The 18,482-nt window shown below is 57.0% G+C and carries 21 protein-coding genes; 11 read left to right on the top strand and 10 right to left on the bottom strand.

Going from position 1 to position 18,482, the window contains the following annotated elements:
* Nucleotides 1-18: 18 nt before the first annotated feature.
* Complete coding sequence (locus ACR0IY_RS04015; protein ID WP_480670547.1) at nucleotides 19-339, bottom strand: hypothetical protein; 321 nt, start codon at nucleotides 337-339, stop codon at nucleotides 19-21.
* A 295-nt stretch (nucleotides 340-634) separates the two neighbouring features.
* Complete coding sequence (locus tag ACR0IY_RS04010) at nucleotides 635-949, bottom strand: hypothetical protein (protein ID WP_480670546.1); 315 nt, start codon at nucleotides 947-949, stop codon at nucleotides 635-637.
* Nucleotides 950-1,109: 160 nt separating this feature from the next.
* Here ACR0IY_RS04010 and ACR0IY_RS04005 point away from each other — a divergent pair, with 160 nt between their 5' ends.
* The 8 genes from ACR0IY_RS04005 (at nucleotide 1,110) to ACR0IY_RS03970 (ending at nucleotide 8,633) form a co-directional block, all read left to right on the top strand.
* A complete protein-coding gene (locus ACR0IY_RS04005; protein ID WP_480670545.1) occupies nucleotides 1,110-1,445 on the top strand; it encodes a helix-turn-helix domain-containing protein in 336 nt (111 codons plus the stop codon).
* Between the two features lie 82 nt (nucleotides 1,446-1,527).
* Entirely contained in the window at nucleotides 1,528-2,268 is a 741-nt protein-coding gene (locus ACR0IY_RS04000; RefSeq protein ID WP_480670544.1) for a helix-turn-helix transcriptional regulator, read from the top strand.
* A gap of 60 nt (nucleotides 2,269-2,328) precedes the next feature.
* Nucleotides 2,329-3,000, top strand: coding sequence for an acyl-homoserine-lactone synthase (locus ACR0IY_RS03995; protein WP_480670543.1), 672 nt, complete (start codon nucleotides 2,329-2,331; stop codon nucleotides 2,998-3,000).
* A gap of 418 nt (nucleotides 3,001-3,418) precedes the next feature.
* The gene (locus ACR0IY_RS03990) at nucleotides 3,419-3,808 is read left to right on the top strand and encodes a DUF4440 domain-containing protein (protein ID WP_480670542.1); all 390 of its coding nucleotides are present in this window, start codon (nucleotides 3,419-3,421) and stop codon (nucleotides 3,806-3,808) included.
* Complete coding sequence (locus ACR0IY_RS03985) at nucleotides 3,805-6,594, top strand: [protein-PII] uridylyltransferase family protein (RefSeq protein WP_480670541.1); 2,790 nt, start codon at nucleotides 3,805-3,807, stop codon at nucleotides 6,592-6,594. Before ACR0IY_RS03990 ends, ACR0IY_RS03985 begins: the two co-directional genes overlap by 4 nt.
* Nucleotides 6,581-6,853, top strand: coding sequence for a hypothetical protein (locus ACR0IY_RS03980; RefSeq protein ID WP_480670540.1), 273 nt, complete (start codon nucleotides 6,581-6,583; stop codon nucleotides 6,851-6,853). Before ACR0IY_RS03985 ends, ACR0IY_RS03980 begins: the two co-directional genes overlap by 14 nt.
* Nucleotides 6,854-6,891: 38 nt before the next feature.
* The gene (locus ACR0IY_RS03975) at nucleotides 6,892-8,094 is read left to right on the top strand and encodes an RSP_2647 family RNA methyltransferase (protein ID WP_480670539.1); all 1,203 of its coding nucleotides are present in this window, start codon (nucleotides 6,892-6,894) and stop codon (nucleotides 8,092-8,094) included.
* Entirely contained in the window at nucleotides 8,091-8,633 is a 543-nt protein-coding gene (locus ACR0IY_RS03970) for an RSP_2648 family PIN domain-containing protein (protein ID WP_480670538.1), read from the top strand. The genes ACR0IY_RS03975 and ACR0IY_RS03970 overlap by 4 nt, the downstream gene beginning before the upstream one ends.
* Before the next feature lie 70 nt (nucleotides 8,634-8,703).
* Here ACR0IY_RS03970 and ACR0IY_RS03965 read toward each other — a convergent pair whose 3' ends face one another.
* Entirely contained in the window at nucleotides 8,704-9,393 is a 690-nt protein-coding gene (locus ACR0IY_RS03965) for a M48 family metallopeptidase (protein ID WP_480670537.1), read from the bottom strand.
* A gap of 176 nt (nucleotides 9,394-9,569) precedes the next feature.
* On the opposite strand from ACR0IY_RS03965, the gene ACR0IY_RS03960 reads away from it, so the two are divergent.
* Nucleotides 9,570-11,054, top strand: coding sequence for an inorganic phosphate transporter (locus tag ACR0IY_RS03960; RefSeq protein ID WP_480670536.1), 1,485 nt, complete (start codon nucleotides 9,570-9,572; stop codon nucleotides 11,052-11,054).
* Nucleotides 11,055-11,075: 21 nt separating this feature from the next.
* On the opposite strand, the gene ACR0IY_RS03955 is transcribed toward ACR0IY_RS03960, so the two are convergent.
* The 5 genes from ACR0IY_RS03955 to ACR0IY_RS03935 all read right to left on the bottom strand — a co-directional run bounded on the left by ACR0IY_RS03955 (nucleotide 11,076) and on the right by ACR0IY_RS03935 (nucleotide 15,211).
* On the bottom strand, nucleotides 11,076-12,260 hold the full coding sequence (locus tag ACR0IY_RS03955; RefSeq protein WP_480670535.1) for a vWA domain-containing protein: 1,185 nt from the start codon (nucleotides 12,258-12,260) through the stop codon (nucleotides 11,076-11,078).
* A 3-nt stretch (nucleotides 12,261-12,263) separates the two neighbouring features.
* Entirely contained in the window at nucleotides 12,264-12,434 is a 171-nt protein-coding gene (locus ACR0IY_RS03950; RefSeq protein WP_480670534.1) for a hypothetical protein, read from the bottom strand.
* Nucleotides 12,435-12,437: 3 nt separating this feature from the next.
* Nucleotides 12,438-13,802, bottom strand: a complete 1,365-nt coding sequence (locus ACR0IY_RS03945) for a DUF2927 domain-containing protein (protein ID WP_480670533.1) — start codon at nucleotides 13,800-13,802, stop codon at nucleotides 12,438-12,440.
* A complete protein-coding gene (locus ACR0IY_RS03940) occupies nucleotides 13,799-14,248 on the bottom strand; it encodes an N-acetyltransferase family protein (protein WP_480670532.1) in 450 nt (149 codons plus the stop codon). Before ACR0IY_RS03940 ends, ACR0IY_RS03945 begins: the two co-directional genes overlap by 4 nt.
* 117 nt (nucleotides 14,249-14,365) lie before the next feature.
* Nucleotides 14,366-15,211 (bottom strand): AAA family ATPase, encoded by an 846-nt coding sequence (locus ACR0IY_RS03935; RefSeq protein WP_480670531.1) that lies wholly within the window; start codon nucleotides 15,209-15,211, stop codon nucleotides 14,366-14,368.
* 370 nt (nucleotides 15,212-15,581) lie between these two features.
* Between ACR0IY_RS03935 and dksA the strand changes: the two genes are divergently transcribed.
* Entirely contained in the window at nucleotides 15,582-16,004 is a 423-nt protein-coding gene (gene dksA / locus ACR0IY_RS03930) for an RNA polymerase-binding protein DksA (RefSeq protein WP_480671133.1), read from the top strand.
* Nucleotides 16,005-16,075: 71 nt separating this feature from the next.
* Nucleotides 16,076-17,227, top strand: coding sequence for an FAD-dependent monooxygenase (locus tag ACR0IY_RS03925; RefSeq protein WP_480670530.1), 1,152 nt, complete (start codon nucleotides 16,076-16,078; stop codon nucleotides 17,225-17,227).
* A gap of 4 nt (nucleotides 17,228-17,231) precedes the next feature.
* Here ACR0IY_RS03925 and xth read toward each other — a convergent pair whose 3' ends face one another.
* On the bottom strand, nucleotides 17,232-18,011 hold the full coding sequence (gene xth, locus ACR0IY_RS03920; RefSeq protein ID WP_480670529.1) for an exodeoxyribonuclease III: 780 nt from the start codon (nucleotides 18,009-18,011) through the stop codon (nucleotides 17,232-17,234).
* Between the two features lie 95 nt (nucleotides 18,012-18,106).
* On the bottom strand, nucleotides 18,107-18,430 hold the full coding sequence (locus ACR0IY_RS03915) for a HesB/IscA family protein (RefSeq protein ID WP_480670528.1): 324 nt from the start codon (nucleotides 18,428-18,430) through the stop codon (nucleotides 18,107-18,109).
* Between the last annotated feature and the right edge of the window lie 52 nt (nucleotides 18,431-18,482).

Genomic DNA, 18,482 nt, shown 5'->3' with positions numbered 1-18,482 from the left:
GGGCCTGTTGTTCGTGCATCAGATTTGTCCTGCGACCTCCCCGTTCAGGTGATCGCAGCACCGTTCCAGAATGCCAGTTCCAGAAAGGATTTTGACCTGAGCGACCACGACATACATCGCCGTCACCTCTTCTTCGACGGCCACAGTTTCACGCTCGGCAAGAGCATCAGATAGAGCGTAGTTTCCCTCTGACATTGCCGTCTTGCGCTGCAAACGGATGATCGAAGATTGACCCTCCAAAGTGGACAGGGCAGCGACTGCGTCCATTAGGGCCTTCATCCTCTGTGCATCCGTCAAAGGAGACGCTGTAAATTCGATCAGTTTGCCGTCAGCGCTCATTGGAAGGCACTCGCAATTAGAAGAAAAAGGTAGGGGATAGCAAAAACACAAATCGCCCCGACAATATCCCCGAGCCAGTCAGAGATCTTTCGGCCAGGTTGGTGCCTCCGGTCACAACCCGAAATTGCGGAGCGACCGGAGGCTGGCGGCGTGAGTGGCCGGCATTCAGTGTCAGGAAAAGACCCTGACGGCGGTAACCCGTCGCCGTCAGGGTAGTTGCCCAAGGTAGGCAGTGTTCGGATAGGCGCACCGTGGATACCTTGGGTGGGAGTAATCTTGGTATGTTTGGTCATGATTACTTGCGCTCCACGCCGTGTATTTCAGGGTCGTAGACGCTTTTGGATTTCAGGAAGGGGATCACATCCTCCTCCGGCTTTTCGATCGCGTATCCCAAAGTAAAGAGGATGCACCGCATCATTCGGGTTGTTGGATTTGGATCATCATCAGCCAGCAAGTGGCCGATATAGCGCCCAGAACAACCGCACAGTTTCCCGAGATCGGATAAGTAGAGCCTTTCAAGACCGCTGTTGCGTCGCTCGATCTCCTCCTTGAGGAACTTTTGGAATTCGAGGCCACTCATTGGGGCTTTGATGGTTGGTTTACGTGACATGCTGACCTCCGTTAGTTCCAGAGGATAGAAATATATGTCTAAGTACGCAACCTATAATCAACACTTAGTAGAAATATTTTTCTAATCAGTAGAAGTCAAAATTTCGCAAAAGCTGTCATTTCCATTTGCGCGAAATATATTTCCGTGAGATGTTTGCCGCATGAGTAAGACTGCCAATAATAAACAAGGCGAATTGGAGCCCTGGCGCATTAGACTGCGCGAGGCTTTGGATGCGCGAAACCTCAATTATAAAGCGGTATCAAGCGCAGCTGGCTTCAATGAGGAATATGTCAGCAAGATGCTGAATGGCAGGATCAATCCGACCGTCGACAAGATCATAAAGATCTGTGAGGTGGCGGGGATCGAAGCCAGCTATTTGTTTATGAGTGAAGATGCCAGCAAGCGTGCTGCGGACAAATTGAGCGAGGCGATGGATCTGAATGAAGAGGACGCCTCGCTCCTTAGTAAGTTGTTAGCCAGCGCCAGACCGAAGTGATTCTAGGGTCGATACTGCTTTCTCAAATTCCGTTTCCATGACGTCTGGGCCTATTCGGTCTAGGCGTTCAAGGTGTTTTGCTATGTCCAAAAGGGTTTCAGTAGAAGCCCGTTCTTTACTTGCGCTCTGTTTAGACTTTATCACTTGTGATACTTTTCTGGGTACGATATGCGTCCTGTACGATACACGTATAACGGGCATTGCCAATATGATAAGTGATACCGAATTTACTTTTCTGTCTGTACTCACACGACTGTCATCGGCGGGGTTTTCCATTGGCGTTGGGTTTGATGCTAACAAGCCAATCTATGTCCACTCCTCGTACCGGAAGGATTGGCAGGACACATACGTCGATCAGGCTTTCTTGCTTCATGATCCGACAATCATTCATGGGCAAAAATACGTTGGTCATTTCACCTGGACCGAGTTGGACAGGCTTTACCCGGACAACCCAGTATTTCCTGCAGCTCGTAGGTTTGGATTAGTTGAAGGTAACACGCTTTCCCTAAAACTCGGAGGGGTCAGCACCATAGTTAGCTGTTCTGGCGAGAAGTGGGGGTCGCAGGAAGTTCGCCAAGCGAAGGCTGCCGCTAGTGCAATTCATCATCTATTCGCACCGGACACATGCCCGAATGTCTTAAGTGCGGGCGAGCTTGAAGTCGTGCGAATGATGGCGTCAGGGTTAAGAGACAAGGAAATCGCTGAACAACTGGACATTAGCGTTCCCACTGTCAGAAAGAGAAGAAGGACGAGTTTTGAAAAAACCGGCACCCTCTCGTCTGCGTCCCTAGTATCATTTGCGATAACAAACGGTTGGTTTTAGCGTTTTGTCTATGACTTAAACTAAATGTTGGAGTTCCATGCGGCCATCTAGGAGGCTCACATGGAACTACATACTTTCTTATTCACCAACCTGCACAAACATGGCGATTGCTTCGCCAGCTATCTATCTCTCAGAAAGCGAGCGTTTGTAGACGGACTGGGCTGGTCTCTGGCTCACGACGGCACCTACGAGATGGATCAATACGATCACCCAAAGGCCGCTTATTCGATTGTGACAATGGGAGGAAAAGCCGTTGCCGGAGGGCGAGCGCTACCCTGTTCCAGTAGTTGGATGGGGTGGACCTACATGCTCAAGGATGCCCATCAAAGCAAACTGAGCTTTATTCCTGGCGACCTGATGTCTGATTATCCAGAAGCCCATGATACTTGGGAATGCACTCGGTTGGTGCTAGATGAGAGCGAATTGAGCGCCAACGAACGCGCAACCGCACTAAAGGCAGTGGTCTATGGGCTTTGCCGGATCAGCAGGAAGAATGGTGGCCAGTCTCTAATTTCTTTATCACCCGCCAGCTTTGGCCGCTTGTTGCGATCGATTGGCTATGATGCAAAACCGTGCGGCGCTCGATTTTCTGGTGTTGAGGATGGGCGATCGTACAGACCTTTCCAGATGAGCTGCGACCCATCTGTCAACCGAACGCTTTGCGCGCCTATGCTGATTGATGAACAAAACCGACCAGAGCTTTTAGACCGCTTGATGGCCACAGCAGCTTAGACGCAAAATCCTTTCCCAGAATAGACGGGCGCTCAAATAGCTGGGCGCTCGTCAAAATATTGAAAACAAAACGAAAATTGCGTTTCTGGGAATCCTAGCCATAACTGGGCGGCATTTTTCCCGGTTCAGATCGATCTTTGAAGGCGTTTTCCTGGTGGGATTTGAACCCGCTTTGCCAACACACACCTTTTTTACATGACGCATTGCCAAGCTGACGGCATTTGCAAACATTGATGTCGCAGATTTCATGATTGCCCGTAAAAGGCCGGTTTTAACGGGGTTTGAAAGGCAATAGGTTGAAACCCATTGGAATCGCTGGAGGTACTTATGACCCTTTATTTTAAACGCCTGTCCGTGTTCTTCCGGGGTAATTCGGCATGTTCCGGGTTACTGTAAATAGATGTGTCAAACTACACCCATGCAGAACACAGAAAAAACGCCCCCCCCGACTCTTGACGACATTCTGGCGCTGGAACAGCAGGTCTGGGCTGCGTTGGTCGAGGGAAATGCCTCAGCCGACCGTGCGTTGCTGAGCGCGGATTTTCTGGGGGTGTATCCCACGGGATTTGCAAACCGGGATGATCATGTGGGGCAATTTGCTGACGCCCCCACGATGGCCCGGTACGACCTAAGCGAAACGAAACTCCGTATTTTAACGCCGGATATCGTTCTGCTTACCTATCGTGCGGATTACCAGCGCCCCGAAGCCGAGACGTGGGAGGCAATGCTGATTTCATCGTTATGGGAACGCCGCCACGACGTCTGGGTCAACAGTTTCAGCCAGGACACGCCGCTGGAGGGCAAATGACCGGGCCTCTCTCAGTTCATCGTGTGCCGCGCGCTTTTGATCCGTCGCTGGGCGAGGAAGCACGTTCGACTGTGTCTGGCGTACCGCCCGAGCTGGGGGAGTTGGTTGCCGGTGCTGCTGGGTCAAGCCCGTACCTCAAAAGCCTGATCGACAGGGAAAAAGAGTGGGTGCCGCAGGCATTGAACCACCCGGATCAGGCGTTGGACGATGTGATGGCGGAGGCGCTGGCTTTGCCGCCGGATCAATTGAAGCCGGGGCTGCGACAGGCCAAGCGACGGTTGGCGTTGTTGACAGCGCTGGCCGATCTGGCCGGGGCATGGCCGTTGGAAAAGGTGACAGCGGTTTTAACGGATTTTGGCGCGTTGGCCGCGGATGTGGCGGCCAAGGCTGAAATTGCCGCTTTAATCCGGCGCGGAAAGCTGCCGGGAATGACGTCAGATGACGTCGATACGGCCGCCGGGATGATCATTCTGGCTATGGGCAAGATGGGTGCACACGAGCTGAACTACAGTTCGGATATCGACCTGATCGTTCTGTTCGACGAAACTCGTTTTGACCTGGATGATTTCTTCGAAGCGCGGCAGGGTATGGTGCGTGCGACGCGTAACTTTTGCGCCACGCTCAGCGACAAGACCGCTGACGGCTATGTATTCCGCACCGATCTGCGTTTGCGCCCCGACCCGGCGGTGACACCGGTCTGTTTGGCCACCGAAGCAGCCGAGCGGTACTATGAAAGCCTTGGCCGAACATGGGAGCGCGCTGCCTATATCAAAGCGCGACCCTGCGCTGGGGATATGGCAGCGGGGCAAGGCTTTCTGGATGCGTTGCGCCCTTTCGTCTGGCGTAGACATCTGGATTTTGCGGCCATTCAGGACGCCCACGATATGCGGCTGCGCATTCGTGAGAACAAAGGCACCGGTGGCGCGCTGACCATACCTGGCCATGACATGAAACTGGGGCAGGGCGGAATTCGCGAGATTGAGTTTTTCACCCAGACACGTCAATTGATTGCCGGGGGGCGGGACGCCGATCTGCGAGTGCGGGGCACAGTATCCGGACTTGCGGCGTTAGCGAAGAAGGACTGGGTTCCGCAGGACGTGGCCGACAAGCTGACCGATCACTACCGTGCACACCGCGAAGTCGAACATCGCATTCAGATGGTGCACGACGCCCAGACCCATAAAGTGCCGAATTCGCCCGATGGGATCGAACGTGTGGCCTGTCTGATGGGTATCGACAGCGCTGAACTGACGGCCGACCTGACCCGTCGGTTGACTGAAGTACATGAGCTGACCGAAGGGTTTTTCGCTCCGGGATCTTCGACGCCAACGCCTTTTGGGGAAACGCATTTCGACCAGAGCGTTCTGGCCCGGTGGACTACATATCCGGCGCTGCGCTCACAACGGGGTGCGCGGATATTCGAGCGGTTAAAGCCTGAACTGTTGTCCCGTTTATCGAAAACCGCAAAACCCGACGAGGCGCTTCAAGCGCTGGATGGCTTTCTGTCCGGGCTTCCCGCCGGAGTGCAGCTGTTTTCTCTGTTCGAGGCCAATCCGCACCTGATCGACTTGCTGGTGGATATCGTAGGTACTTCGCACGCTCTGGCCGCGCATTTGTCACGGAATGCCTCGGTTTTTGATGCCGTGATCGGCGGCAGCTTCTTTAGCGAATGGCCGGGGCAGGCCGCCTTGCAGGCCGAGTTGGAGCGGGCGCTTTCGCACGAAGCAGATTATGAGACGCAACTCGATTTTGCCCGCCGTTGGTGCAAGGAATGGCACTTCCGCATCGGCGTTCATCACCTTCGGGGATTGATCGACGGCGCACAAGCCGGGCAGCAATATGCTGAGCTGGCAGGGTCTGTAATTGCCGCGATTCTACCCTGTGTGACGGATCATTTCACCAGCAAACACGGACCGGCACCTGGGCGCGGTGCGGCGGTATTGGGCATGGGGTCGCTGGGTGCGGGCCGGATCAACTCGCAATCCGATCTGGACATGATCGTGATCTACGATCCGCTTGATCAGGATATGTCAGACGGTCCGCGCCCTTTGGCGACGCGTACATATTACGCCCGTTTCACACAGGCGTTGATCACTGCGCTGTCCGCCCCGATGTCTCAGGGGCGGCTCTATGAGGTCGACATGCGCCTGCGCCCATCAGGCAATCAGGGACCAGTCGCCACCAGTTGGGCCAGTTTCACCAACTATCAACAAAAAGAGGCGTGGGTCTGGGAACACCTTGCCCTGACACGCGCCCGCATTGTCGCGGGCAACGCGGAACTGGCACAGGATATTGAAACGTTTCGCTCGGATTTCCTAGCTCAGCCCGAAGACCGCACGAAAGTACTGCGAGACGTTGCCGAAATGCGTGCCCGTCTGGCCGCCGCCAAAACTCCGGCGGGGATATGGGACGCTAAAAATGGCCCCGGACGGTTAATGGACATCGAGTTGATGGCTGAAACGGGGGCGCTGTTATCTGGCATTTCGCAACGCGATGTCCACGCGGGTCTGGATGGCGCTGTCGCTGCCGACTTGCTGGATGTCGCTCAGGCGCAAACGCTCAAGGATAGCTACGATCTATGTTGGTCCGTGCAATGCGCGGCGCGTCTGCTGTCCGGAAAGACCATCGAGGCCGACAAGATTGGCGAGGGAGGCTCCGCCTTCCTGTGCCGGGCAACCGGGTTCGAACATGTCGCGCAGTTGCAAGCCGCAGTACAAGATGCATATTCCAGCGCGGCTGAAATTATCGGCCACGTGATTGGGGAGGGGGAAGATGCCACGCAGTGACGATCCAAACGATCATAAGGGCCTGATCCGCGAGGCTTACCGCATTGAGGGCATCACTTTGCCCGAGTGCCGCAGTATCTTCCTTGACTGGGCGCTCAGCCTGCCCGACGACCGAGATCAAAATCAGGCCCTGGCCTCATTGCATGCCTCCTACGTTGAGCAGGATGCAGATCACCCAATGACGCAGGTGCTGGCTGAAGGGCTGAAATCTGCCCAGTCTCCGAAACGGCGCGGTGGCTGGCGGTCTCGCTCCCGTTAGGGCTTTTCCCCCGTCGTGTTCCTCACTATGAGGGCCTCATGACCCAAGCTGTTGATCGCCCCCGTATCCGTCTAAAGCCCAAAGCCAACGCGCGCGGTCTGCGCCACGGCTTCCCGTGGGTCTACGCCAATGACATCGTCACCGACCGGCGCACCCGCAAGATACCGGCGGGTGCATTGGCGGTGCTCGAGGACGAAAAGAGGGCACCTGTCGCGCTGGTCGCGGTGAACCCTGACTCAAAGATCATGTGCCGCGTACTGGATCGCAACCTCGAAGCGGACCTGAACGCGGAGTGGTTCGAAACTCGGCTGCGCCGAGCGTTAGAGATGCGTGAACGTCTGTTTAATGCGCCCTATTATCGGTTGATCCACGCCGAAGCCGATGGGTTTCCCGGTGTCATCATCGACCGTTTCGGTGATACCTGTGTAATCCAGCCTAACGCCGCCTGGGCCGAAGCGCATCTGGAGACCCTGACCGACGCGCTGATCGCCGTCACCGGTGTTACAACGGTTTTGAAAAACGCCTCGGGCCGTACCCGCGGGCTCGAGGGGTTGGACGACGTGAACCAGACACTTCGCGGCACGGCACCTGACGCGCCGTTGCCGGTTCCAATGAACGGTGCGACTTATATGGCCGACCTGACCGGAGGTCAGAAAACTGGCCTTTTCTACGACCAACGTCCCAACCACGCCTTTGCCGCACAGTTGGTGCAGCCGGGTGCGCAAGTGCTGGACGTGTTCAGCCATGTCGGAGGATTTGGTCTGGCGATGCTGGCCGGAGGGGCCGCACAGGCACTGTCCGTAGATGGCTCGACCCCGGCGCTCGAACTGGCTGCACAGGGGGCCGGGGCGTCTGGTTTTGCCGACCGCTTTCAAACCCGGCAAGGTGACGCATTCGATGTGCTGACACAACTGGGAGCGGAAGGTGCGCAATTTGATGTGGTCATCTGCGATCCGCCCGCGTTTGCCCCATCGAAACAGGCGCTGGACGCAGGCTTGCGCGCCTACGAACGAGTGGCGCGACTGGCCGCACCGCTAGTTAAGCCCGGTGGTTATCTGGGCCTTTGCTCTTGTTCGCACGCCGCTGATCTGGGCCGGTTCCGCGACGCGTCCTCGCGCGGGATTGGCCGGGCAGGGCGGCAGGCACAGCTGATCCACACCGGTTTCGCCGGGCCAGACCATCCGCAATTGCCGCAACTGGCTGAAAGCGGCTACCTCAAAGCCGTGTTCTATCGGCTGTGAAAGCGGTTCTGGATACCTGTGTCATCTATCCCACGGTGATGCGAGAAATGCTGCTGGGGGCCGCCAGGCTGGGCCATTTTACCCCAATTTGGTCCCCCCGTATTCTCGAAGAATGGGCCCGCGCCGCGCGCAAGTTGGGCCCGCAGGGCGAGGCTCAGGCGCGCGCTGAAATCGCTCTGACACAAGCTCAATGGCCTGGCGCGGAACGTCCGGCAATATCGGGGCTCGAGCAACGTCTTTGGCTGCCTGACAGTGCCGACATACACGTATTGGCAACTGCGATAGCCGCCTCGGCAGACGTAATCGTAACGGTCAATGCCAAAGACTTTCCGCGAAACATTTTGGCCGAAGAGGGGCTTCAGCGCCGAGACCCAGACTCACTTCTGCACGGTTTCTGGCTCTCTGATCCTGACGGCATGGCCGACACGGCCAATCGCACCCTTGCCGTGGCCAACCGCCTGTCCGGGGATCAATGGAGCTTACGCGCTCTGATGAAAAAAGCCCGTCTCCCACGGCTGGGTAAGGCGCTTACCACCTAGATCGAATTCTTCTACATCGCGCTAAAAATACTTCGAGAGGCGCGAGGGGCTGGCACCTCACTTCCCAAATTTATCCACCCGCACCCCAGCGTTGTTCCAGCGCTTCTAGTGCCGCGATCCGCTCATCAGTTTTCGGGTGGCTCATTAACCACGCCGGAGTCACTCCCGCCCGCTGCTGCGTCAGGTCCTCGAGTTTGTGAAACAGCGATTTCTGCGGCCCGATGCCAATTCCTGCCTTAGTCAGAAGCGCGGCGGCGTATTCATCTGCCTCATACTCATCCCCACGCGACAGGCGCGACGCCAAGAGATGCGTCAACATATTGGCAATCCATGCGCCAATGAAGGGAATGAACCGGTTCAGCAACATCATCAACGCCGCCCGCAACGCGTTTTGCCCGGAAAAATCGATCATACGACGCCGCGCATGTCCAAGCGCTACGTGACCCAGCTCATGGGCAATGACACTTGCCATCTCCTCGGCCGAAACCTCGCCGTTGCGAAACTTACGATAAAATCCCCGAGTTATGAAAATCCGTCCGTCCGGGGCAGCCAACCCGTTCACCGGATCGATCTCGTAGATATAAACGGGCACCCGGTCGATTTCCAAAGCGGCCGCCAACCTATCGGTCATTCGTTTGAGGGCAGGATCGGCCAGCTCGGTTGATTTGGCATCCAGTTCGCGATGCGTGCGCCAGACGGAAATCCGGTACATCACAATGGCATAAGCGATCGCCAGCAGGATCGGGGTAAATCGGAGCATAGGTTAGATATGGGTCGAATGCAGGCATTGCGCAAGCAAAGAGCGTGGGCACCCGTTCAGCAATTGCCACAAGAGAACCTCCTCGGGCCGCCCGGTAAGTCAGCCTTTCCGCGACTGAACTGTTGATTAATAGGTCGATCCAACTTAACCCACGGGGCGCTATAAATGAGGAACCCATGGCCGATAAAGACTACGAAGCCCGCCACCTGGAAACACTCGACCGAGATCTACGACGCTTTTCACGCCTCGAAGTGGCGACCGCTCAGGTCGGACGCCCGGTTGTAGGATCCGGCATCGCCTTTGCCTTCATCGTCATCGCGGGTCTCGTGGCGGCTTTCCTGTTCGGACAGGACAGCAATATGCTCATTGTCGTGATCGCGGCCATGTTCGGGGCCTATATGGCGTTGAACATTGGCGCCAACGATGTGGCCAACAACATGGGGCCGGCGGTCGGGGCCAATGCGCTGACCATGGGTGGTGCCATTGCGATCGCAGCGATATTTGAAAGCGCCGGTGCGCTGATCGCCGGTGGTGATGTGGTATCGACCATCGCAAAGGGTATCATCGCGCCCGAAAGCATGGGCACCGCGAATGTCTTCATCTGGGCGATGATGGCAGCGCTTTTGTCTTCTGCGCTTTGGGTCAACCTCGCGACATGGATAGGTGCGCCTGTTTCAACCACGCATTCGGTTGTGGGCGGCGTCATGGGCGCAGGTATCGCCGCTGCCGGATTCGGAGCGGTGAGCTGGGGCACCATGAGCAAGATTGCCGCCAGCTGGGTGATTTCTCCGGTTCTCGGCGGGGTCGTCGCTGCCGGATTCCTCTGGTTCATCAAGGCTCGAATCATCTACCAGGACGACAAGATCGCCGCCGCACGTAAATGGGTGCCGATGCTGGTCGGGATCATGGCAGGTGCCTTTGCGTCCTATCTGGCGCTCAAAGGCCTCAAGAAGGTCATCAAGATCGACATCGGAACCGCATTGTTGATTGGTGCGGCATGCGGCGGACTGGTCTGGGCGGCCATGATCCCGGTAATCCGGCGCCAATCCGAAGGGCTGGAGAACCGCAATAAATCCCTCAAAACCCTCTTTGGGATTCCACTGATCGTTTCTGCTGCATTGCTGAGCTTTGCGCATGGGGCAAACGATGTGGCCAACGCGGTGGGGCCGCTGGCGGCAATCGTTCAAGCCTCGGCCTCGGGTGATTTCACCCATGCTGTCAGTATCCCTTACTGGGTCATGATCATTGGGGCGTTTGGCATCTCGTTTGGCCTGTTTCTGTTCGGTCCGAAACTGATCCGAATGGTTGGCAGCCAGATCACCAAGCTTAACCCCATGCGGGCCTATTGCGTGGCGCTGTCTGCGGCAATCACGGTAATCGTCGCCAGCTGGCTCGGCCTGCCGGTCAGCTCGACCCATATCGCCGTCGGTGCCGTTTTCGGAGTGGGTTTTTTCCGCGAATGGGATGCAGAGCGGCGACTGAGACGCGCCAGCATGGCCGTTCCGGAGCGTCCGCGTGTCGCCCCCGAGGAGCGCCGTCGCCGTAAGCTGGTCCGCCGGTCGCATTTCCTGACTATCATTGCAGCGTGGGTGATTACGGTTCCTGCGGCGGCGCTGCTGGCAGCAGGTCTGTTTCTTGGTATTCAGATGATAGCCGGGTGATACGAACGCCGGGAACTGGCTTTACCGCGTCAGTTCCCGCATTCCCTGTTCCAGTCCGGCCAGTGTCATCGGCACCATCCGATCCTCGAATATCTCGCGGATCATGCCGATAGAGTGGGTGTATTCCCAATATTTCTCGGGCACCGGATTGATCCACAAATTAGATGCCCACTGTTCGCGTGCGCGTTGCAGCCAGATTTGCCCGGCTTCCTGATTCCAGTGTTCGTTCGCGCCGCCGGGATAGGCGATCTCGTATGGGCTCATTGAGGCATCGCCAACGAAGATGCATTTGTAATCCGACCCATATGTGCGCAGCACCTCGTGGGTAGGGGTCTGCTGGTCCCAGCGGCGGCGGTTGTCGCGCCATACACCTTCGTACAGACAATTGTGGAAATAGTAGTATTCCAGATGCTTGAACTCGGTCCGCGCCGCCGAAAACAGTTCCTCGACCACCTTGATATGCGGGTCCATTGAACCGCCGACGTCCAGAAACAGCAGCACTTTGACCGCGTTGTGACGCTCGGGGCGGGTTTTGACGTCCAGATAGCCGTGCTCGGCAGTGGCACGGATGGTTCCGTCCAGATCCAGCTCGTCTGCCGCGCCCTCGCGTGCCCATCGGCGCAGGCGTTTCAAGGCCACTTTGATGTTGCGGGTGCCCAGTTCAACCGTGTCGTCCAGGTTCCTGAATTCGCGTTTATCCCAGACTTTGACCGCCCGCTGATGGCGGCTTTCTTTCTGGCCGATGCGGACACCTTCGGGGTTATAGCCATAGGCTCCGAACGGAGACGTCCCTGCGGTGCCGATCCACTTGTTGCCGCCCTGATGACGGCCTTTCTGTTCCTCAAGCCGCTCGCGCAGCTTTTCCATCAGCTTATCAAAGCCTCCAAGGGCCTCGATCTCGGCCTTTTCCTCTTCGGATAGGTGTTTTTCGGCCATTTTGGCCAGCCAGTCGCCGGGAATATCGACTGCCTCAAGCACCTGTTCGAACTTGATCTCATCCAGCCCTTCGAAACTGGCGGCAAAGGCGCGGTCGAACTTGTCGATGTTGCGCTCGTCCTTCACCATCGACACGCGGGCCAGGTAGTAAAACGCCTCGACATCATAGGTGGCCAGCCCTTTTTTCATCCCCTCAAGAAAGGTCAGATACTCACGCAGAGAAACGGGAATGCCTGCTTTACGGAGGTTTTCGAAAAAGGGCAGAAACATGGGTTAAGCCACAAAGCGCACAAGGATCAGCGACAGGATAAGCCCGACCAGTGCGAAGGCGATGCCGTAACCGGCGGCATACTGGGCTATATCCGCACCGCTGCCATTGCGCTTGCGGGCGGTCAACGCCCCAAGGATTGCCCCCAGTATTGCCATTCCCAGTACTACGACCATGCCTTACCCACCTCTGTTGTTGGACGGGCCTTCTGCAACTTCCTGCATCAGCGACCGGACCACCGTTTCCGAGCCGAAGCCGTATCGCGCCCACCCCAGACTGTCCAGTCTGACGGAACGTGCCTGATCAAACTTGCCCGCTTGGCTGAGGGCTTCGGATTTCAGCAACAGCAAAGTCGCCAGTTGCGAGGCGTTTTCAGCCCGGGTCATCACGTCGATTGCCTTGTCCAACTCGGGCAGAATTTGGGGGCCCTTGCCCTGAGCCAAAGCGTAAGCGGCTGTTTGGGTCGTCACGTAGGCCTGATGGACCTCGGTACCCGGTGTGGCACGCAGAAATTGCATCGCAAGCTGGTAATTGCGCAGCGCTTCCTGGGGGTTGTCGAACTGTCCCATGCGCCCCATCACGTAATAGGGATAAGCGCGGCGTTGATCGGTCCAGCCCTGCTCCTGTCCGATGCGCGCAGCCTTTTCAGCCGACCGCAGGCGCCTTTGAACGCCCCATTGTGGTCGCAGGGACTTCTGAATCGCGTTGATCCAGTCGCGTGGCGTCTCGGAATCCGGTTCCGCGGGTACCGAGTCTCCGCGCGGGTTCAGGCGGCTGAGAACACGGGGCAGTGCCGCCTCGACCTGTTCGCGGGTCATGCCGCTGCGCAGTTCGGGCGAATAGGCCGTGCGCAGGATCAACATGTCGAATCCGGTAAGAACGGTGTGGATATTGTCATCGTTGAACACCGAGTCCGGCAGGTGATACAGATCGTTCAGCGGCCCAAGAGCTTGTGCGATTTCTTCATGCAGGCAGTCGCGCGTTTCCTGTGGGCTGGCATCATAGGGGATGAAAATGCCCAGACGCTCGCGGTTGCGCAGCCGGGTCCAGCTGCTTTTCTGCTTGCGCCGGTCACGTCGGTATTCTTCAAGGCTTGAGGAATTCGGAACCACGAAACACGCGGCTTGTGGCAAAATGGCGTGGATTTGTTCCTGACTGACGGCCTCGATCGTTATGTTTGCCTGACCGTCCTGGATTTGACGGATGTCGATACGGGCTTCGCTTCGCAGCCGACTTAACAAGCGCGAGAGGTCGCGTTCCATTGATTGTGTGGGCGTGCCGGTCAGTCGGACGGTGACCGGGGTTTCAAACCGTGTAAACACCGGCAGTTTTGCCCCGCCTTCCAGCGCGAAGTGCAACGAGATGAAATCCGCCGCGATATTCGCATTCGACCGTATCGGAGGCGTCGGATAGGCCCGAGTGAACGCTTTGGGCGGCGGCAGGGTTTCTTCAATCACCTTGACCCGAGTAGGAACCTCGGGCGGTTCAACCGACGCGCAGCCTGCCAGTGCCAGACCAGCAAGGATCATGGCCCATCGTATCATGGACGTTGGTACCGAATGAAAGGCGTCTCTTTGCCGATACGGTCGTACAGTTTGCGGGCCGTGTGATTGAATTCTTGCGTCAGCCAATAGACCGATGGCGCGCCTTGGCGGTCGGCCTCGTCATATACCGCCTGGATCAAAGCCCGTCCAACGCCGGTGCCACGAGATTTGGGGCGGGCGTAAAGGTCTTGAAGGTAGCACACGGATTCGACTTTCCAAGCGTGGCGGTGAAACAGGTAGTGGGTCAGACCAAGCAGTGTGCCGTCACTCTCTGCGACAAAGCAGGAAAAGTCGTGCGGATCATCACCCAGAAGACGGGCAAAGGTGCTGTCATAGGTCTCGTCCGGGACCGACGTTTCATAAAAGGCCAGATAGTCCTGCCACATGTCGGCCCATTCAGCGCGATCATCCGGCCGCAGTGCGCGAATTGTAAAAGTGTCAGCCAATCTAAGTGCCCCGTCTTCCAAAATCCAACGTCGCTCGGAAAAACCAAGCGACCACCGTTGAATGCTGACATCCGGTTATGCCTAAGGCAAGCGGGGATCACCGGATGTTTAACAATCTCACCTTTTGCTGCGTGCCATGAAGGCCAGACGTTCAAACAAATGCACGTCTTGCTCATTTTTCAACAATGCACCATGCAGCTTGGGCAGGGCGTTGGCACCATCGCGTTTCAGGTCTTCGGCGGTCAGATCCTCGGCCAGCAGCAGCTTTAGCCAGTCCAGCACCTCCGAGGTCGAAGGTTTTTTCTTCAGCCCCTGTGTATCGCGGATTTCGTAAAACTGGGTCAGGGCAGTGGTCAGCAGGGCATCCTTGATGCCAGGGTGGTGGACTTCGACGATCCTGCGCATGGTCGCTTCATCAGGGAAGCGGATATAGTGAAAGAAGCAACGGCGAAGGAAGGCGTCGGGCAGCTCCTTTTCATTGTTCGATGTGATGATGACGATGGGGCGGTGCCTAGCGCGGATGGTCTCGCCAGTCTCGTAGACATGAAACTCCATCTTATCGAGTTCCTGAAGCAGGTCGTTGGGAAACTCGATATCCGCTTTGTCGATCTCGTCGATCAACAGAACGACCTTTTCGTCGGCGTCGAACGCCTGCCACAACTTTCCCTTGCGGATATAGTTCGAAACGTCGTGGACGCGCTCATCGCCCAATTGGCTGTCACGCAGACGGCTGACCGCATCATATTCGTATAGGCCCTGTTGCGCGCGGGTGGTAGACTTGACGTTCCACTCTATCATCTTCAGACCCAGCGCACCGGCCACCTGTTTGGCCAGTTCGGTCTTTCCGGTACCCGGTTCACCTTTCACCAAAAGGGGGCGTTCCAGTGTTACGGCCGCGTTCACCGCAATGGTCAGGTCGTCGGTGGCAACGTATTCTGCAGTGCCTTGGAAACGTGCGGTCATGGGCCCCTCATGTGGTTGCGCGCAAATTGTGGTGTTCCGGTTACAGAGAGGCGATGATTTTGACAAGCAGGCCGCGGCGTCGCTCAGCGTGAATTTTTCAGCGACTCCAGTCTCTTTCACGTGATTCGGGCGATAATTGATGCCGCCCCGGTTGTGGGTCGCCCAAAAAACGTCTGATAATTTCCACAGAAAAACAAGGTTTTGTTGTTGTATGTCTCATATTTAGACAAGTCGGGGCCGCGACGTGCAAACGCGACGTTTGTGTAGTGACATTCCAGTGCGCGTCAGATAAACGCTCCGCAGAAGGGGGTGCCAAATGTCAGGTGAAACAACCGCGACCGACGTTTCTGGCCATACCGAGGGAGCAAAAATGAAGCAGGAAGTTTTTCTGCCGGAGGATTACCGTCCGGCCGAAGATGAGCCTTTCATGAATGATCAACAGCTTGAGTATTTCCGTCGCAAGCTGCTGGATTGGAAGAACGAACTATTGGCGGGCAGCCGCGATACGATCGAGGGGCTGCAGGACAACACCCGAAACATTCCGGACGTAGCCGACCGCGCAAGTGAGGAAACTGACCGCGCGCTGGAACTGCGGACCCGCGACCGTCAGCGCAAGCTGGTGGCCAAGATCGACTCGGCCCTGCGCCGGATCGACGAGGGCGAGTACGGCTATTGCGAGAGGACGGGTGATCCGATCTCGCTGAAACGGCTGGACGCACGCCCGATCGCTACCATGACACTGGAAGCGCAGGAGCGTCACGAGCGCCGCGAGAAGGTTCACCGCGACGATTGATCGCTGGGGAATTCGGGAAAACACCAACGCCGGGGCATGTTGCTCCGGCGTTTTTGCGTTAAGCCGGTGCTATGAATATCGAGGGTCTAAAATTTTTCGTTGTCGGTGGCGGAATAGGGGGGCTAGCTGCCGCACTGGCGCTGCAAAGCCGTGGCGCGCAGGTCACGGTTCTTGAACAGGCACCTGCCCTGACCGAGGTTGGCGCGGGTTTGCAGATCAGCGCCAACGGGATGGCGGTTCTGCGGGCACTGAACGTGGTCGGTGAAGTGCCGCAAGCCGGGCAGAGATCACACGGCACCATCCTGCGCGATTTCCACAAAGGCCGCATCATCAGCCGCTTACCCGGTCCCTCGGCCGGCCCGACCTATTATTATCACCGCGCGGATTTGCTGGATCTGCTTTATCAGGCTGCGCTGAAAGCAGGCGTTGAATTTCGGCTGGGCGCGCGGGTGGTTCAGGTCATCAAACATCCGGGTGAAGCCGAAGTGGTGCTGGACAGCGGCGAACGCCTGCGAATGGAATGTGCAATTGCCGCGGATGGCGGGCGCAGCGCGATCCGACCGATCCTGAACGGAACAGAGACTCCACAGTTTACCCGCCAGATTGCGTGGCGCGCCGTCGTTCCCTGGTCGAAGCGGGACGAGACGCCGTGCGCTTCGCTAACCATGGGGCCGGGGCGCCACGTAGTCACCTATCCGTTGCGCGACCAAGAACTGATGAATGTGGTGGCGATCGAAGAGCGTTCGGACTGGCAAGAAGAAGGCTGGAGGTTGCAGGGCGACCCGGACGATCTACGTACACGTTTCGCCGATTTCGGCGGGCCCGTGGGCGATATTCTGGCCAAAGTGACTGAGGCGCATCTCTGGGCATTATTTCTGCGCCCAGTGGCCCAAAGCTGGCAAAACGGACGCTTGGCATTGCTGGGCGATGCGGCGCATCCCACACTACCGTTCATGGCGCAAGGCGCTTGCCTTGCGCTTGAGGATGCGTGGGTTCTGATCCGATCATTTCAGGATCAGTCTGGGGTGAAACAAGCTCTGGCCGATTATGAATCCCGCCGCCGCTCCAGAGCGGCGCGGGTGGTAGCTGCAGCCGGAGCTAACGCACGCAATTTCCACTTGAGCGGCCCGATGCGACTGGCGGCTCAGATGGCGCTCATGGCTGCAGGTTCACGGTTGGCAAAAAGATACGAGTGGATTTACGAATACGACGCGACCGCGTAATGTTCTACACATCGAGATCAACCCAGACTGGTACATGATCCGAAGGTTTTTCGTGCCCTCTCACGGCTGCGTCAATCTGGCAATCCCGCATCAGATCCGCAGCTTGCGGCGTCAATAGAAAATGGTCGATGCGAATACCGTCATTCTTGTTCCATGCGCCGGCCTGATAGTCCCAAAAGGAATAATGGCCTGGGCTTTGGGTGCGTGCCCGAAAGGCCTCTGTGAAGCCGAGGTTCAGGATTTTACGGAACGCAGCGCGGCTTTCGGGGCGGAACAAGGCATCTTCGCGCCATGCTTCGGGGCGGGCAGCATCCTCGGCCTGGGGAATGGTGTTGTAGTCACCCGCCATTAAAGCAGGTTCTTCGCCGGCCATTAGCTCGCGTGCGCGGTCGTAAAGCCGTTCCATCCAGGCCAACTTGTAGTTGTATTTCGGACCGGGAACCGGGTTGCCATTGGGCAGGTACAAACCACAGATACGCAAGGCCTTTTCCCCGATAACAGTAGCCTCGATCCAACGTGCCTGTTCGTCATCGCTGTCGCCTGGCAGCCCTCGGGACACGTCCTCTAGCGGAAATTTCGACAGGATCGCCACGCCGTTGAAACTTTTTTGCCCGTGGGTTTCGACGTTATACCCGCGTTCTTCGAACAGTTCGCGCGGGAAATTTTCGTCAATCGATTTGATCTCTTGCAGCAGGACGACGTCAGGTTGTGCGTCATCCAGCCAGCGGGGTAGAGCCTCGGCTCGCGCTTTGATGCCATTGATGTTGAACGTGGCGATTTTCATGCGCAATCCTCCGAAGCCTAAGGCTACCTATCGCTCAGATACAATCCAGCGGCAAGAGAGCGAAGGCGGTTGCGAGGCAAATCCCCCACGTAGTGCTACATTGAGAACGAAGTTCCGCAGCCGCATGAAGAAGTGGCGTTTGGGTTCTCGATCACAAACCGCGCACCGATCAGTTCCTGTGTAAAATCGATCACGGCGTTTTCCAGGAATGGCAGCGAAACCGAGTCGACGATGACCATTTGGCCTTGGCCTTTTAGGATAAGGTCGTCCTCTTTTGGCTCGTCCAGCGCGATTTCGTATTGAAATCCGGAACATCCACCGCCCTCTACCGCGACGCGCAGGGCCTGACCCTGATCCGCTGCACCGATTTCGGCGAGACGTTTAAAGGCGCGTTCTGTGACTGTTGGGGGCAGATTCATGCCGAACTCCAAAGGTTTATTTCCTAACCGCAGTACAATATATGAAATCTGA

The organism is Ruegeria sp. BC1 (assembly GCF_056539305.1).
Note: the sequence above shows the minus strand (reverse complement) of the source record. Positions and strands in the feature narration are given on the sequence as shown.